This window comes from Halomonas sp. PAMB 3232, from assembly GCF_031954225.1.
Taxonomy (GTDB): domain Bacteria; phylum Pseudomonadota; class Gammaproteobacteria; order Pseudomonadales; family Halomonadaceae; genus Vreelandella.
The window spans coordinates 2,133,139-2,149,173 of record NZ_CP134865.1; the positions used below are offsets into that span (position 1 = coordinate 2,133,139).

12 protein-coding genes are annotated in these 16,035 nt (G+C 60.4%); 2 read left to right on the forward strand and 10 right to left on the reverse strand.

The features are described from left to right. Window position 1 precedes the first annotated feature (1 nt). The 5 genes from RN346_RS09755 to RN346_RS09775 form a co-directional block, all read right to left on the reverse strand. Complete coding sequence (locus tag RN346_RS09755) at window positions 2-670, reverse strand: NADH:ubiquinone reductase (Na(+)-transporting) subunit D (protein WP_263586998.1); 669 nt, start codon at window positions 668-670, stop codon at window positions 2-4. Window positions 671-672: 2 nt separating this feature from the next. Further along, window positions 673-1,494 (reverse strand): Na(+)-translocating NADH-quinone reductase subunit C, encoded by an 822-nt coding sequence (locus RN346_RS09760; RefSeq protein ID WP_263586997.1) that lies wholly within the window; start codon window positions 1,492-1,494, stop codon window positions 673-675. Beyond that, complete coding sequence (locus RN346_RS09765; protein WP_263586996.1) at window positions 1,494-2,717, reverse strand: NADH:ubiquinone reductase (Na(+)-transporting) subunit B; 1,224 nt, start codon at window positions 2,715-2,717, stop codon at window positions 1,494-1,496. Before RN346_RS09765 ends, RN346_RS09760 begins: the two co-directional genes overlap by 1 nt. Before the next feature lies 1 nt (window position 2,718). Next, window positions 2,719-4,068, reverse strand: coding sequence for a Na(+)-translocating NADH-quinone reductase subunit A (locus RN346_RS09770; RefSeq protein WP_263586995.1), 1,350 nt, complete (start codon window positions 4,066-4,068; stop codon window positions 2,719-2,721). A 281-nt stretch (window positions 4,069-4,349) separates the two neighbouring features. Then, a complete protein-coding gene (locus RN346_RS09775) occupies window positions 4,350-5,807 on the reverse strand; it encodes a glyceraldehyde-3-phosphate dehydrogenase (protein WP_311960996.1) in 1,458 nt (485 codons plus the stop codon). A gap of 353 nt (window positions 5,808-6,160) precedes the next feature. Between RN346_RS09775 and mfd the strand changes: the two genes are divergently transcribed. Beyond that, the gene (gene mfd, locus RN346_RS09780) at window positions 6,161-9,613 is read left to right on the forward strand and encodes a transcription-repair coupling factor (protein ID WP_311960997.1); all 3,453 of its coding nucleotides are present in this window, start codon (window positions 6,161-6,163) and stop codon (window positions 9,611-9,613) included. 95 nt (window positions 9,614-9,708) lie between these two features. Next, window positions 9,709-10,851, forward strand: a complete 1,143-nt coding sequence (locus tag RN346_RS09785; protein ID WP_311958051.1) for a L,D-transpeptidase family protein — start codon at window positions 9,709-9,711, stop codon at window positions 10,849-10,851. 176 nt (window positions 10,852-11,027) lie between these two features. Here RN346_RS09785 and RN346_RS09790 read toward each other — a convergent pair whose 3' ends face one another. The 5 genes from RN346_RS09790 to topA all read right to left on the reverse strand — a co-directional run bounded on the left by RN346_RS09790 (window position 11,028) and on the right by topA (window position 15,930). Further along, window positions 11,028-11,291 carry an Lpp/OprI family alanine-zipper lipoprotein gene (locus tag RN346_RS09790; protein ID WP_252109286.1) on the reverse strand — a complete coding sequence of 88 codons (264 nt, stop codon included), beginning with the start codon at window positions 11,289-11,291 and terminating at the stop codon, window positions 11,028-11,030. 240 nt (window positions 11,292-11,531) lie between these two features. Then, window positions 11,532-12,158, reverse strand: coding sequence for a L,D-transpeptidase (locus tag RN346_RS09795; RefSeq protein WP_311960998.1), 627 nt, complete (start codon window positions 12,156-12,158; stop codon window positions 11,532-11,534). Between the two features lie 103 nt (window positions 12,159-12,261). Next, complete coding sequence (locus RN346_RS09800) at window positions 12,262-12,732, reverse strand: 2-hydroxyacyl-CoA dehydratase (RefSeq protein WP_311960999.1); 471 nt, start codon at window positions 12,730-12,732, stop codon at window positions 12,262-12,264. A gap of 112 nt (window positions 12,733-12,844) precedes the next feature. Further along, entirely contained in the window at window positions 12,845-13,306 is a 462-nt protein-coding gene (locus RN346_RS09805; protein ID WP_311961000.1) for a DUF6586 family protein, read from the reverse strand. Next, on the reverse strand, window positions 13,303-15,930 hold the full coding sequence (topA, locus tag RN346_RS09810) for a type I DNA topoisomerase (RefSeq protein ID WP_263586988.1): 2,628 nt from the start codon (window positions 15,928-15,930) through the stop codon (window positions 13,303-13,305). The genes RN346_RS09805 and topA overlap by 4 nt, the downstream gene beginning before the upstream one ends. Window positions 15,931-16,035: the final 105 nt, after the last annotated feature.

A 16,035-nucleotide genomic window follows, 5' to 3' on the forward strand; every position in this document is an offset into this window, starting at 1 on the left:
GTTACACGGCCTCCTTCGGCTTGGTGTTTTCCTTCATCTTGAACTCGTTCTCCTCGACCTGCTCCGGGTTGATCGAGCGCAGTACCCAGATCAAAAGGCCGATGATGAAGAACGCGGAAGGCGGCAGAAGCAGCAGGCCGTTACCGATATACCAGCCCCCATCCTGCACGGTCGGCAAAACGGTGAAACCGAACACGCTGCCTGCACCCAGAAGCTCGCGGAAGAAACCCACGACCATCAGCACGAAGCCGTAACCCAAGCCATTACCGATACCGTCGAGAAACGACATGCCCGGCGTGTTGGACATGGCGAAGCCTTCGGCACGTCCCATCACGATGCAGTTGGTGATGATCAGACCAACGAACACCGAGAGCTGCTTGGACATCTCGTAGGCGTAGGCTTTCAGAATCTGATCGACCACGATGACCAACGAGGCGATGATCGTCATCTGTACGATGATCCGGATCGCGGAGGGGATGTGATTACGAATCAGCGAGACGAACAGATTCGAAAACGCGGTAACGAAGATAACCGCCAGCGCCATGACCAGCGATACGCTCATGCTGGTGGTGACCGCCAGCGCCGAGCAGATCCCCAGAATTTGCAGTGCGATGGGGTTGTTCTGAAATATGGGCGCGGTCAACACGCCCTTTGCATTTACATCCGCCATGATCAAGCCCCCTCAACGTCGTTGAAGTTGGTGTCGGTGTCTTCGGCGTCATCCGGCTCGGCGTTTTCACGAAAACGCGCCAGATACGGGCCAAAGCCCTCTTCGCTGAGCCAGAATTGCAGCATGTTGGTCACGCCGTTACTGGTCAGCGTGGCGCCGGACAGCGCATCCACTTCGTACTCGCTGCTGGCGCCGCCCTTGGTCAGGTGAATTTCCGGCGACAGGTCACCCTCGTCGTCGTAGATCTTTTTACCTTCCCACTGAGCCTGCCAGCGCGGGTTGTTCACTTCCGCACCGAGCCCGGGCGTTTCGCTGTGCTCGTAGTAGGTGATACTCACGATGGTGTTGCCGTCACCTTCCACGGACAAAAAGCCGCGCATACGGCCCCACAGGCCTTGACCGCGAATCGGCAGCACGATCTGCTCGGGGCTGTCGGGATCACCCACAAGATAGACGGTCGAGTAGCTTTCGACCCGCGAAAGACCGGCAATGTCACGGTCACCGGAGAGCGTGCGGCCAGTGGCCGGATCGCGCGAGGCTTCGAAACCGTCGTACTCGTCGGCATCATACTGATCGGTGTACTCACCGGTCTCGAGCTCAACGACGCGCCCGGTGATCTGCTCGCTGAACGCCTCTTCGACATCCATCCCCGGCTCGTAAAGCTTGGCCACGTTGAGGATGTTGGTTTTACGGTCGAGCTCCTGGTTGAGCTGCTGGGTGGGGCGAAGCGCCACCGCGGCCGTCGACACGATCACCGAACAGACGATACATAGCGAAAACGCCACGATCAGAATTTTCTTGATGGAGTTATTACCTTGTGCCATTAGGCAGTCTCCTCGGCCGGTGTACCGACGCGCTTCTTGCGCCGTTTGACATTGGCCTGGACGAAGAAGTAATCGATCAAGGGTGCGAACAGGTTCGAGAACAGGATCGCCAGCATGATGCCTTCCGGGAAGGCCGGGTTCACCACGCGGATCAATACCGTCATCACACCGATCAATGCACCAAAGACCAGGCGGCCCTGGTTGGTCATCGAAGCCGACACAGGGTCGGTCGCCATGAACACCATGCCGAAAGCGAAGCCGCCGATGACCAAATGCCAGTACCAGGGCATCGCGAACATCGGGTTGGAGTCGGAGCCGATCAGATTGAACAGCGTGCTGGTGATCACCATGCCGAGGAAGACCCCGAGCATGATTCGCCAGTTCGCGACCTTGGTCCAGAGCAGTACGGCAGCACCCATTAGAATCGCCAGCGTCGATACCTCACCCACCGACCCCGGAATGAAGCCAAGGAAGGCGTCCGTCCAGCTGAAGGTGTTGGCCAGAGTATCCATGCCGTCCTGATACGCCATGGAGAGCGCGGTCGCACCGGTATAGCCATCGGCGGCGACCCAAACGCTGTCGCCGGAGATCTGCGCCGGGTAGGCGAAGTACAAAAACGCCCGTCCGGTCAACGCCGGGTTGAGGAAGTTCTTGCCCGTACCGCCGAAGATCTCCTTACCGATGACGACGCCGAAGGTGATACCCAGCGCCACCTGCCAAAGCGGGATGGTGGCGGGCAAAATCAAGGCGTAGAGCACCGAGGTCACGAAGAAGCCTTCGTTCACCTCGTGGCCGCGTTTGATCGCGAACAGCACTTCCCAGAACCCGCCGACGGCGAAAGTCACGAGATAAATCGGCAGAAAGTAGGTCGCGCCGAGCACGAAGTTCGCCCAGAAGCTGCCCGGGTCGTGGCCGCCGGCCACCGCCATCATGATCGCTTCGCGCCAGCCGCCCATGGAGGCGTAGCCCGCATCGATCGCGACGTTAGCCTGCCAGCCGGCGTTCCACATGCCAAAGAACATGGCCGGGAACGTGCATAGCCACATGGTGATCATGATCCGCTTGAGATCGATACCGTCGCGGATATGAGCGGTGGTCTTGGCCACGCTCGGCGGCGAATAGAAAATGGTGTCGACCGCTTCATAAAGCGGATAGAACTTCTCGTATTTGCCGCCCTTGTGGAAGTGCGGCTCGAGCGTGTCGAGTGTCTGTCGGATACCCATATCAGGCCTCTTTCTCGATCATGGTGAGGTTGTCACGCAGGATAGGGCCATACTCGTACTTGCCGGGACACGCGTAGGTGCAAAGCGCGAGGTCTTCCTCGTCGAGCTCCAGGCATCCAAGGTCCATGGCAGATTCGATGTCACCCACGATCAGCGACCGCAGAAGCTGGGTCGGCATCACGTCCAACGGCATAACCCGCTCGTAGTTGCCCACCGGCACCATCGCCCGCTCGGAGCCGTTGGTGGAGGTGGTCGGCGCGAAGTTGTTGAGCCCCTTGAATTTGGACAGATAAATGCCCATGACCGAGTGGCGGTTCGTGCCGGGCGAAAGCCACCCCATGAAGGTACGCTTGTTACCCTCTTCGAGGAGACTCACCTGATTGTGAAAGCGGCCGAGATAGGTCAGCTTGCCTTCGGCGGCAAAGCCCGAGAAGACGGAGCCGGAAATGATCCGCGTGCCGTGCGGCTCGATCACCTCGCCTTCGAAAAGCTCGTCAAGGTTCGCGCCGAGGCGCGTACGTACCAGACGCGGCTTTTCAGAGCGCGGGCCGCCCACGGCGACGATCCGGCTAACGTCGAGCTTGCCTTCAGAAAACAGCTTGCCGAAAGCGATCACGTCCTGATAGCCGATGTGCCATACACTCTTGTGCAGCGCGACCGGCGACAGGTAGTGAATGTGGGTGCCGACCAGCCCCGCCGGATGCGGGCCCTTGAAGCTTTCGGTCTTCACACCCTCGATGTCGCCACCGGGAATGGAGGCGTTTTCACCCGTGCACAGAAAAACGTTGCCCTCGGTCAGGCGGGTTAGCACCTTGAGGCCGTCTTCGAATGCCTGGGTATTTTCATCGATGATGACACCGGGGTCAGCGCTGAGCGGATGGGTATCCACCGCGGTGACGAAGATGTCGGAAGGCGTCGCGTCGAGCGCCGGCGTGCGCGAGAAGGGTCGCGTACGCAGCGCCGTCCAAAGCCCTGTTTCGACCAGTTGGTCGACGACCAGCTGGCGGTCGAGAGTGGCCAAGGCGTCACGCTCGTGAGAAGCGAAGGTCATCGCTTCTTCGTTTTCGTCGACCTTGATGACCACAGAGAGTAAACGTCTTTTTTCGCCACGGTTAATGGCTACCACTTCACCGCCGGCCGGAGCGGTAAAGCGCACCCCTTCCGTTTTCTTGTCGGTGAACAGTAGCTGGCCCAGTTTGACCTTATCCCCTTCCTGAACTTCCATGGTTGGCTTCATGCCAACGTAGTCAGTACCCAGGATGGCCACATGGCGCACTGGCTGCGCATCGTCGATACGCTGCTCAGGCGCTCCCGTGATGGGAAGATCCAGGCCTTTTTTGACTTCGATCATAGTCTCGCCCAGTTGATGGATCGGATATACGAAGGTAAGGGGTTCGAATGCTTCTTTTCTGCATAGAGATTTTTTGTTGGCTGTGCAGATTGTTACCAGTCAGGCCCAAGCACGCTTGAACCACCCCGAAAAATCTACCGTATTATAAAGATAAGCGCGGCCAATGACCACATCCACCACCGCCTCCTAAAGTGCTATATACATATACACCCAGGTTTATTTACCCATAAAAAAACGCCACCTTATCGGTGGCGTTTGAGGCCTTGAGCATTGCGAGAGCGTCAGTGGCGCGGCAGTTTCAAAAACTCGACGTTGGACATGTGCTGCAGAATGCGGATCACCTGGCAGCTGTAGCCGAACTCGTTGTCGTACCACATGTAGACCACCGCGTGGTTGCCGTTGGCGATGGTCGCCTTGGCATCGACGATACCGGCGTGGCGATTACCCACGAAATCGGACGACACCACCTCCGCCGAGTCGACGAAGTCGATCTGCTTTTGAAAGTTGAAATCGATCGACATCCGGCGCAGGTAGTCGTTGAGCGAGGCGGCGTCGGTCTCCTTCTCGAGCGTCAGGTTCAAGATCGCCATGGAGACGTTGGGCGTGGGCACGCGAATGGCGTTGCCGGTCAGCTTGCCTTCGAGCTCCGGTAGCGCCTTGGCCACCGCCTTGGCCGCGCCGGTTTCGGTCAACACCATGTTGAGCGCGGCGCTGCGACCGCGACGATCGCCCTTATGATAGTTGTCGATCAGGTTCTGGTCGTTGGTGTAAGCGTGTACGGTTTCGACGTGGCCCGTCTTAACGCCATACTCGTCGTTGAGCACCTTGAGCACCGGTACGATGGCATTGGTGGTGCAAGAGGCCGCCGAAACGATACGATCATCGGCACCGATAGACGTGTGGTTGATGCCGTAGACAATGTTCTTGATGTCGCCCTTGCCCGGCGCGGTGAGAAGCGCCTTCGCCGCGCCCTTGCACTCCAGGTGCTGGCCAAGGCCCGCTTCGTCGCGCCAGATGCCGGTATTATCGACCACCACCGCGTTATGGATACCGTAAACGGTGTAGTCGACCTCCGCCGGCGAGTCGGCGTAGATCACCTGCACCACGTTGCCGTTGACGGTCAAGGTGCGCGCCTCGACGTCGACCGAAATCGAGCCCTCGAAAGGGCCATGCACCGAGTCGCGGCGCAAAAGGCTCGCGCGCTTTTCGAGATCCTTGCCAATATCACCGCGACCGCGCACCACGATCGCACGCAGGCGCAGAAGATTGCCCCCACCGGCCTTCTCCACCAGCACGCGGGCCAATAGCCGGCCGATACGGCCAAAACCATAAAGCACGACATCCTTGGGCTCGCCAATGCTTGCGCCCGCCTGGTAGCCGTCGACGATCTCATCGAGCTCGCGGGTCAAAAAGGCGTTCAAATCACCGCCGCCTTGATGCTTGAAGCTGACCGCGAGCTTGCCGATATCGACGTGGGCCGGTCCCAGATTCATCGCCGCCATCGCCTCGACGATCGGGAACGTGTCCTGAACCGACAGCTCAGTGCCTTCGATTTTACGCACGAAGCGGTGATCCTTGAGAATGCGGATGACCGACTTTTTGATCAGCGAGCGCCCGAACATGGTGGCGACAACGTTGTTCTGACGATATAGCTTCCCGACCAGCGGAATCATCTGCTCGGCAAGTGCTTCGTCGCTTTGCCACTGTTGAAAAACGTTCTCGAGCGTTGACTGACTCACGGGCGGCCTCTTTACGTGTTGAATCGGGGAAGATAATCGACGTGTATTATCCGGGGCTTACGGTGAGGCCGCAATCAAAGGATAGTCGCACGCCGTGTAGGGGTATTACAGAAACGTCCATTTGACTACAAACTCAAAACGCGCTTGCCGCTACGCAAAACCGACCCGGAGCGCCTCTAGCCGGGCAGCTCAACCTGTCATGGCCTATGGTGTATGATGCTCGATTTGCCCGGACACAAACTTTAGTCGATCAGCCGTCACATGACAGCTACCCATCGACACGGATTCAAGCGATCGTCGCTTAAACGACAGACATTCATACGACAGATATTCACACGATAGATACTTAGACTATGTCCTCTTTTTCCCTGCTCGACCCACCCAGCCCCCAGGGGGTACGGGATACGCTCTATTTAACGGCGCCGCCGGGCAGTGCAACGGCGCTGGCACTGGCGCGCATCGCAGGCAACGGCCCGCTTTTGGTCATCACGCCAAGCACCGCCAGTGCCCAGCGCCTGGAACAGGACCTGGCTTTTTACAGTCAGGTACCGGTATTGCCGTTTCCAGACTGGGAGACGCTGCCTTACGACAGCTTTTCTCCGCACCAGGATATCGTCTCAGCGCGGCTCAGGACGCTGAAGCTGCTCCAGGAAGGCGTCAAGGGCATCGTGCTGGTATCGATCAACACGCTGATGCAGCGCCTTGCGCCGGTCGACTACATCGCCGGGCGCGTCATGACGCTTAAAGCCGGCGCGACGCTTGCGCGCGAAAGCTTTCGCGAGTCGCTAATGCGGGCCGGCTACCGGGCGGTCGAAACCGTGTATGAGCCCGGCGAGTACGCCATGCGCGGCGCGCTGATCGACCTGTTCCCCATGGGGGTCGATGAGCCGATCCGCATTGACCTGTTCGACGATGAGATCGAAACGCTTCGCCATTTCGATCCAGGCAACCAGCGCTCCACGGAAAAAGTCGAGGCGATCGAGCTTCTGCCCGCCCATGAGTATTCGCTGAGCCGCAGCGCCATCGCCTGCTTTCGCGAGCAGTTCGAAACCCTGTTTGACGTCGACCCGCGCCAGTGTCCGCTTTATAACGATGCGCTCAAGGCGATCCCCTCCCCGGGGCTCGAGCACTACCTGCCACTGTTTTTCGACGAAACCGCCTCGCTTTTCGAGCACGTCACGTCAGACACGCGGGTCGCGCTTCTGCCGGACGTGTACGAGGCCGCCGAGCAGCACTGGCGCGCGATCGAGTCGCGCTATGAGAACCTGGGGGTCGACCCGACCCGCCCGCTGGTGCCGCCGAGCCGCGCGTTCATACCGGTCAACGACCTGTTTGCCCGCATCAAGGAGCGCCCCCGGCTGGAACTTCTTCACGACGGCGCCACTCAGCGTCACTCCCATGCACCAGAGGCTCAGGCGCTGCCTGCCCTCGCCCTCAATGCGCGGGCGCAGAAGCCGTTCGAAGCGCTTTCCGGTTTTTTGGCCACTAACCCGGAGTCGCGCGTGCTGTTCGTCGCCGAATCGCGGGGGCGGCGCGAAGCGCTCGAGGAGCTGTTAGCGCCGCTGCGCCTGGGGCTCGAGGCGGTGGACGGGTTCGACGCGTTCATGGCCGGCCAAACGCGCGCCGCCATCACCGAAAGCCAGGTATCGAGCGGGCTATGGTTGACCGACCCGAACGTGGCGGTCATCACCGAAACCGAGCTTTTCGGCGACGTGGTGCGCCAGACCCGGCGCCAGGAGAAAGCGACTGACGACAACGAGCTGGCGGTACGCCATCTTTCCGAGCTCAAGGAGGGCGCGCCGGTGGTTCACCAGGCCCACGGTGTCGGGCGCTACCTGGGGCTCGAGGCACTGGAAGCTGGCGGCCAGGCCAACGAGTTTTTGGCGCTGCAGTACGAGGGCGGTGCCAAACTCTACGTGCCGGTCGACAGCCTCCACTTGATTTCGCGCTACAACGGCGCCGATGACGAAAACGCCCCGCTCAATAAGCTCGGCTCGGACCAGTGGGAGAAAGCGCGACGCAAGGCCGCCGAAAAGATTCGCGATACCGCCGCGGAACTGCTCGATATCTACGCCCGGCGCGAGGCCCAGCAGGGCACGGTGTACGACACACCGGACGCCGAGTACAACCGCTTTGCTGCCAGCTTCCCGTTCGAGGAGACGCCGGATCAGAAGGCCGCGATCGAGGCGGTCATCGGTGACATGATTTCGCCCCAGCCGATGGATCGCGTGGTATGCGGCGATGTCGGCTTTGGCAAGACCGAAGTCGCGATGCGCGCCGCGTTTCTGGCGGTTCAGTCCGGCCGTCAGGTGGTCGTGCTGGTACCCACCACCCTGCTCGCCCGCCAGCACTTCGAGAACTTCCGCGACCGCTTCGCCGACACCGCCGTCAACATCAGCCTCATTTCGCGCTTCACCGGTAGCAAGGAGATGACCAAAACCCTCGAGAACATCAAGGAGGGCCAGGCGGACATCGTTATCGGTACCCACAAGCTGCTCTCGAAAAGCGTCGAACTGCCCAAAATGGGGCTTTTGATCATCGACGAGGAGCACCGATTTGGAGTTGCCCAGAAGGAGAAGCTCAAGACTCTGCGCGCCGAGATCGACATTCTCACGCTCACCGCCACGCCGATTCCACGCACGCTGAACATGGCGATGAGCGGCATTCGCGATCTTTCGATCATCGCCACGCCCCCGGCCCGGCGTCTGTCGGTCAAGACCTTCGTTCAGCAACGCAACGAAAGCCTGATCAAGGAGGCGCTGCTGCGAGAAATTCTGCGCGGCGGCCAGGTTTACTTCCTGCACAACGAAGTCAAGACCATCGAGAACACCGCCGAGCAGCTTCGCGAGCTGGTGCCCGAGGCGCGCGTGGGCGTGGCCCATGGCCAGCTACCGGAGCGAAGCCTGGAGCGCGTGATGTCGGATTTTTATCACCGCCGCTTCAACGTGCTGGTCTGCTCAACGATCATCGAAACCGGTATCGACGTACCGAGCGCCAATACCATCCTGATCGAGCGCGCGGACAAGTTCGGGCTGGCTCAGCTTCACCAGCTGCGCGGGCGGGTTGGGCGCAGCCACCACCAGGCCTACGCGTACCTTCTGACGCCGCCGCCCAAGTCGATGACCCGCGATGCGGTCAAGCGCCTGGAAGCCATCAGTGCCTCCATCGATCTGGGTGCGGGCTTTCAGCTCGCCAGCCACGATATGGAAATTCGCGGCGCCGGGGAGCTTTTGGGTGACGAGCAGAGCGGCCAGATGGAAACCATCGGCTACTCGCTCTACATGGAAATGCTCGATCGCGCGGTCAAGGCAATCCGCGCCGGCAAAACGCCCAATATCGAAGCCCCGTTCAATACCGGCGTCGAAATAGGGCTCAACCTGCCAGCGCTAATCCCCAACGACTATATTCATGATGTGCAGCAGCGGCTGGTGATGTATAAGCGCATCGCTAATACGCAAAGCGATGCCGAGCTCAAGGAGCTCCAGGTCGAGCTGATCGACCGTTTCGGCTTGCTCCCGCAACCGCTCAAGAACCTGATGCGACAGACTCGCTTGCGCCATCGCGCCGAACCGCTGGGCATCGCGCGTATCGAGGCCGGCGAAAGCCGTGGACGGGTTCTGTTCAGTGCCGACACCCAGGTCGACCCGCTCACCCTGGTGAAGCTCATTCAAACCTCGCCGGCGCACTACCGCCTCGACGGCTCGGACACCTTGAAGTTCGAATTCGCCATGGAAAAACCCGAGCAGCGCTTCGAGGCCGTCGAAAACCTGTTGGGTCTTCTTAACCAAAAAGTAGCGGCAGCGTGAACCTTGATGCAAACTTGACCTTAAGCCGCCTACACAAGCGGATAGGCTCGAATCAGGCCGCCATGCGGCGGTGGATCAACTCATTAGGAACGACCATGAAAACACGACGCACCCTTAACCTTTGGGGGCCAACCAGCCTGGCCGTACTGCTGGCCGCGACCCTGGGCGCCCCGGTCTACGCGCAAGAGGCGACCGAACAGCCGCCCCAGGTGGCGACACCGGGTCTCGACGCCGACGCGCTTGCCAGCGCCGAGCAGGTCAGCGCGCAGCGCGAGCTGCCCCGCGGCCATTTCCGTCTGCCGGAAGAAGGCGACATCGTCGGCCAGTACTACACCGTCACGGTAGACGATCCGGAAGAGACCCTGCTCGATATCGCCAGGCGCCACAACATCGGCTACGAAGAGATCCGCATGGCGAATCCGGATGTGAGCCTTTGGGTACCCGGTGAAGGCACCGAAGTGATCATTCCGGCCCAATACATTCTGCCGCCGGCAGAGCGTAAGGGGATCGTGGTGAACCTGTCCGAGCTTCGCCTCTACTACTACCCGGAAAACAGTCCCGGTATCGTCGAAACCTATCCGGTAAGTGTGGGCCGTGAAGAGTTCGCGACGCCGGTCGGCATGACACAGACCACGGTCAAGGTAAAGGACCCGGCCTGGGCCCCGCCCGCCTCCATGCGCCGTGAAGCGGCCGAGCGCGGCGACCCGGCACCGGAAATCGTACCCGCCGGCCCGGACAACCCGCTGGGCCGTCACGCGATCCTGCTGGGCATGCCGAGCTATTTGATTCACGGCACCAACCGCCCAGACGGGGTCGGCATGCGCGTCAGCCGCGGCTGTATTCGCATGTACCCGGAAGATATCGAGTCGCTTTATGAGCGCGTACCCAGCGGTACCCAGGTCAACCTGATGGATGCACCGTTCAAGGCCGGCTGGGGTGCCGACGGCACGCTTTACGTGCAGTCCTACCCGCAACTCGAAGAGAACGTGGGCGACTTCGAGCCGCTTTTGAACGCCATCGAGCGCGTCGAGTCGCTGACCGACGAGGAGCTCGAGATCGACTACGAACAGGTCAAGCGCGCGGTCGAGTCTCCGAACGGCCGTTTCGTCGCCCTTTACGGCCCCCAGGCCCAGGCCCCGGCGCCCGAGTCCCCCGCCGAGAAGGCGCCTTCCGAGCGTCAGGGCCTGTTCGAGGATATCGAGCTGAGTGCCACCGTCGAGTCTGACAGCGACGCCTAAGGGTGTAAGCAGTGAAAAAGGGCACCCCACCGGGGCGCCCTTTTTTATGCCCCCTCGATCAGCAGCCGCGTATCCCGCGCTGACCTCAGGCATTAAAAAACCCCGCACAAGGCGGGGTTTTTTTACATCTAACGCAGACCGCTGAGCCGTTTGAGTGCTCAGTGGTCCATGCAGAATTACTTCTGCATGGAGCGCTGGAACTGACGGCTCATTTCTTCACGGCCTTGCTCAGACATCTGCAGAGCGGCTTGCGCGTCGCGCTGAGCCTGGTTTGCAGTGTTCAGAGCCTGAGAAGCCATGCTGCGAGCTTCTGCAGCGTCAGCCTGTGCAGATTCAGCAGTCATGCGTACTTCTTCCAGCGCGCTGGTAGAGGCACAACCAGCCAGAACGGCCAGAGAAGCAGCGGCAGCAGTCATTTTCAGAGCAGTCTTCAGAGTCATGATGTTCTCCTTGAGTCTTCCTTGGGTACTACGTTGAAGGTCTAACAAAGCGTAAGGCTAGAAGCTAGCTTAAGATTTGTCTACCTGCGGTAAAGGTTCTTTCCAATGACCGACTCGATGATCCAATCACGTGTGATTCGGGTCACGTTGTCGAAGTCAAACGCTGTTTTATATTAGTCCACAACGCTTGTCTATAGTCACTGTCCAAAACCTCGAACTTCCTTATGGATCACCATCATACTAGCGGATCACAACGCGAGTGCCAACATCGACCAGCGATGCAATGCGCTCGATCTGCTGATTGTTGACGGCGATGCAGCCCTGGGTCCAGTGATAGCGCCCATGAATGTCTGGATCGGAGGTGCCGATACCGTGAATACCGATCGCCCCACCGAGCGCGGTGTTTTGCGGCGGAAAGCCGTAGCGGCGGTACTCGTCGAAGTAGGCCTCGTAATCGGCCTGGGTGTAGACACCCTTCTCCAGCGCCATACGCGCATGGGCCGGCGTGGGGTAGTCGATACCGATGAAAATGCGCCACTTGCTCTGGTTATTGAAGCGGTAGATGCGAAATTCGCCCAAGGGTGTGGTGCTATCGCCGCGCACCCGGTGGGTACGCGCCCCACCGGTTCCCCGGGAAATCGGCGAGAAGTGCTCGATTCGGTCGCTACCGCGAAAAATACTCAACGATGAGGCCTGATCGTCGATCAGCACCCAAAGCTCGCTACTGTGACGCGGCGCCGCCGCGCGGCTGATGAGCGTGCCCACGAGATCACTCGGTGCCTGTGTCACGGGAGCAATGACGTTGGCACTGGCCACGGCCGGAAAGCCCATGGCGAGTGCTAAAAAGCGGCGGCGGTTTACGGGCATCGATCGGCTCTCGGTACGGGCCGGGGCAACCGGCCAGCGGGTATGAATGGGCTGGAACGTTTATACCCCATTGCCCCGGTGCCTGTCAGCGCCCAGGCTAAAATCAGATATCCTCGAACTCGCGCATGCTGGTCACGATCTTGCGAAGCTCGGCTTCGTGCCCTTCGGCGAGGGAGTTGAAAAACGCCGCCTCTTCCTCGATTTTGGCGCACTCGGCGCGGTGGGCGTAAAGCGCGCGAAGATTCTCCTGGGCTTCCGAGGCGGTTTCGATCACGCCATCGATCGAGTCGGCCACGCTGCGCTGGGTAATTTCTTCGAGCCTTGGCGGCTGGGGAAAATCGCCGGTTTCGTCGAACCATAGCTCCATCACTTCGCTATGATCAGAGCCGTCGTGAAACAGCGCCTCCAGCCCGCTTTTCATCTTGACCTCGCGAGAGGCGAGATAGGTCAACGCCATCGACAGCCGCTCGTTGTCGGTACGATCGGCGCCATCACTGTAGCGCTTGGCCATGCGGGCGTGGTAGTCCGCGGCCCACGTAATCAAATCCTTGACCTGGTTGTAACGCGTATCCATGAGTTCTCCTTGTGAACAGCGCGGGCAGTCACCGTTGCCCGCTCGACACTTTCTTTCAAGCGCGTACTCTAGAGCCTTTAGCGCCGGCCGGGTTCCCCAGAAAACGGATGCATCACCACTCGTGGCTGGTTTCGCGCAGCGCCGCCATCTCTTTTTTGGCCGCCTGAACGCTTTGATAAAGTGAGGATGCAAACGACGCCTCGCTTGCAAGCGCGATCATCGAAGGGTTGTTGATGGGCCGCTTGGCCGCGCCTTCATCGCCGTGAAGCTTCAAAAGCGCGCTGATCAGCCAGCCAAGCCAGCTTTCGGGCTGGCCGGCCAAATCGCGCAGACGAATCAGCTCGGCAAGCTCCGGGCCGTCGGCTGCCAACAGCGTCTGCCAGCGGCGCGTATCCAGGCGCGCGTGCTCGGTGACCTCGGCGAGAAAGCTCTCCAGCGCCAGCTCGAATAGCGCCAATGCCCCCTCTTCGATCGCCATCTGGCGCGTCACGTAATGCTCGTCGTCATGAACCGGCGTTTCGATCAGAAGCTCCGCCTGATAGAGCAGCTGGTTGGTGCGGGACCGGGCACTCACTTGCGCTTGTCCTCGACGTGCCACTTGCCGCCCTCGAAGGTGGCCTTCCAACCGGTCGCCTTGCCCTCTTCATCGGTCATCACGTACTGCTCCTTGTTCTTGCGCGAGTAGCGAATCTGCGCCGGGCGGCCATCCGGATCTTCGCTCGGCGCCTTGAGAATGAAGTGGTACTTCTCCGGTAGCTCATCCTTATGCGCCTTGAGCTCCTTGACCAGCGGCGGGCGCGTTTCACGATTCTTGGGAAACTTGCTGGCGGCCAGAAACAGCCCGCTCGCCCCGTCGCGCAGCACGTAGTGATCCTCGACCTTTTGACAGGCGAGCTCTGGCATCGGGATCGGGTCCATCTTCGGCGGGGCCACTTCGCCGCTTCTCAGCAGTTTGCGCGTGTTCTTGCACTCGCTGTTGGTACAGCCAAAGTATTTGCCGAAACGCCCGGACTTGAGCTGCATTTCGCTGCCGCACTTGTCGCACTCGATGACCGGGCCTTCGTAGCCCTTGATCTTGAACTTGCCGTGCTCCACCTCGAAACCGGTGCAGTCCGGGCTCTGGCCACAAATGTGCAGCTTACGCGTTTCATCGATCAGATAGCTGTCCATCGCCGTGCCGCACTTGCCGCAGCGGCGTTTGGCGCGAAGCGCATCGGTTTCCGCCTCTTCGCCGGCGTCTTCGGCCACCACTTCCTCGCCGGGGATCAGGTCGATAGTGGTCTTGCAGCGCTCCTTGGGCGGCAGGTTGTAGCCGCTGCAGCCCAGAAACACGCCGGTCGAAGCGGTGCGGATCTGCATGTCGCGCCCGCAAGCCGGGCACTCGATGTCCGTGGGCACCGGCTGGTTAGGGCGCATGCCCTCCTCGCTTTCCGCCCGGCCAAGCTCTTCACGAAATTCGCCGTAGAAGCTATCGAGTAGCGCCTGCCAGTTGCGCTCACCTTCGGCCACTTCGTCGAGACTATCCTCCATGCGCGCGGTGAAGGAGTAGTCCATCAAATCCGGAAACGACTCCTTCAAGCGCTCAGTGACGATATCGCCGAGCTTTTCGGCGTAAAAGCGCCGGCTTTCAAGCTTGACGTAGCCGCGATCCTGAATGGTCGAAATGATCGCCGCGTAGGTCGAGGGCCGACCGATGCCCTGTTTCTCGAGTTCCTTGACCAGGCTCGCTTCGGTGTAGCGCGCCGGTGGCTTGGTGAAGTGCTGCTGCGGGTCGAGCGCCTCCAGCGTCATCGGTGTTTTGACCGGCAGGTCCGGCAGGCTTTGATCTTCGTTTTTACCCGCAGGCTTGATGACCCGGGTATAGCCATCGAACTTCAGCACCCGCCCCTTGGCGCGCAGATCATAACCGTCTACCTCGACGCTCAGCGTGCTCGACAGGTACTCCGCCGGCACCATCTGGCAGGCAACGAACTGGCGCCAGATCAGCTCGTAAAGGCGCTCGGCGTCGCGCTCCATGCCGGAAAGATCGCTCGCCTTGCGCGACACCTCGGAGGGGCGAATCGCCTCGTGGGCCTCCTGGGCGCTCTCCTTGCTCGAGTAGCGGTTGGGGTTTTCCGGCAGGTAGCGCTTACCGAATTCGCCCTCGATATAGTCCCGCGCGCTCTCGACCGCATCCTTTGACAGATTGGTGGAGTCGGTACGCATGTAAGTGATGTAGCCCGCCTCATACAAGCGCTGGGCCATGGTCATGGTCTTTTTCACCGAGAAGCCGAGCCGGCCGCTGGCCGCCTGCTGCAGCGTCGAGGTGATGAAGGGCGCGCCGGGTTTGGAGCTGGTCGGCTTGTCTTCACGGTTGGTGATCGAGAGCGAGGCGCTTTTCAGCGCCTCGATACGCGAGTAGGTCTCATCCTGTGAGGTCGGGCGAAACGCCTGGCCATCCTGACGGGCGAGCGCGAAGCGTACCGGTACGCCGTCTGGCGACACCAGATCGGCGTGCACGTCCCAAAACTCTTCAGGGATGAAGGCGCGAATATCGCGCTCGCGCTCGACGATCAGGCGCACCGCCACCGACTGCACGCGCCCGGCGGAAAGGCCGCGGGCGATCTTCGCCCACAAAAGTGGCGAGAGCATGAAGCCGACCACGCGGTCGAGAAAGCGCCGCGCTTGCTGGGCCTCCACACGGGGAATGTTGAGCGCCCCCGGCGACTTGAACGCATCCTGAATGGCGTTTTTAGTGATCTCGTTGAACACCACGCGCTTGTAGCGAGCATCGTCACCGCCAATGGTCTCGCGCAGGTGCCAGGCGATCGCCTCCCCTTCGCGGTCCAAATCCGTTGCGAGATAGACGGCGTCGGCCTTTTCCGCGAGCTTTTTGAGCTCGGCGACGACCTTCTCTTTACCGGGGAGAATTTCGTAATGGGCCTCCCAGCCGTTGGCCGGGTCGATACCCATGCGCCGAATCAGCTGATCGTGGGCTTTCTTCTTTTTGTACTCCGCCTTTTCATCCGGCGAAAGCTTTCGGGTCGCTGCGGCCTGGCGCGCGCGCTCCTTGGGGTCGACGGCGGTCTTGCCCGAGCCGCTGGTCGGCAGGTCACGAATATGACCCACGCTCGACTTAACGATAAAATCGTTGCCGAGATACTTATTGATCGTCTTCGCCTTGGCGGGCGACTCGACGATGACCAGTGACTTGCCCATAGTGCTCCACTTCCTGTTGCCTAAGCGTTCAAGAGCGCTCTTGCGCGCTGTGCCCAAGAGCCGCTCTAAATACGTGCCGCGCTGAAAACGTTTAAAACGCCAGGC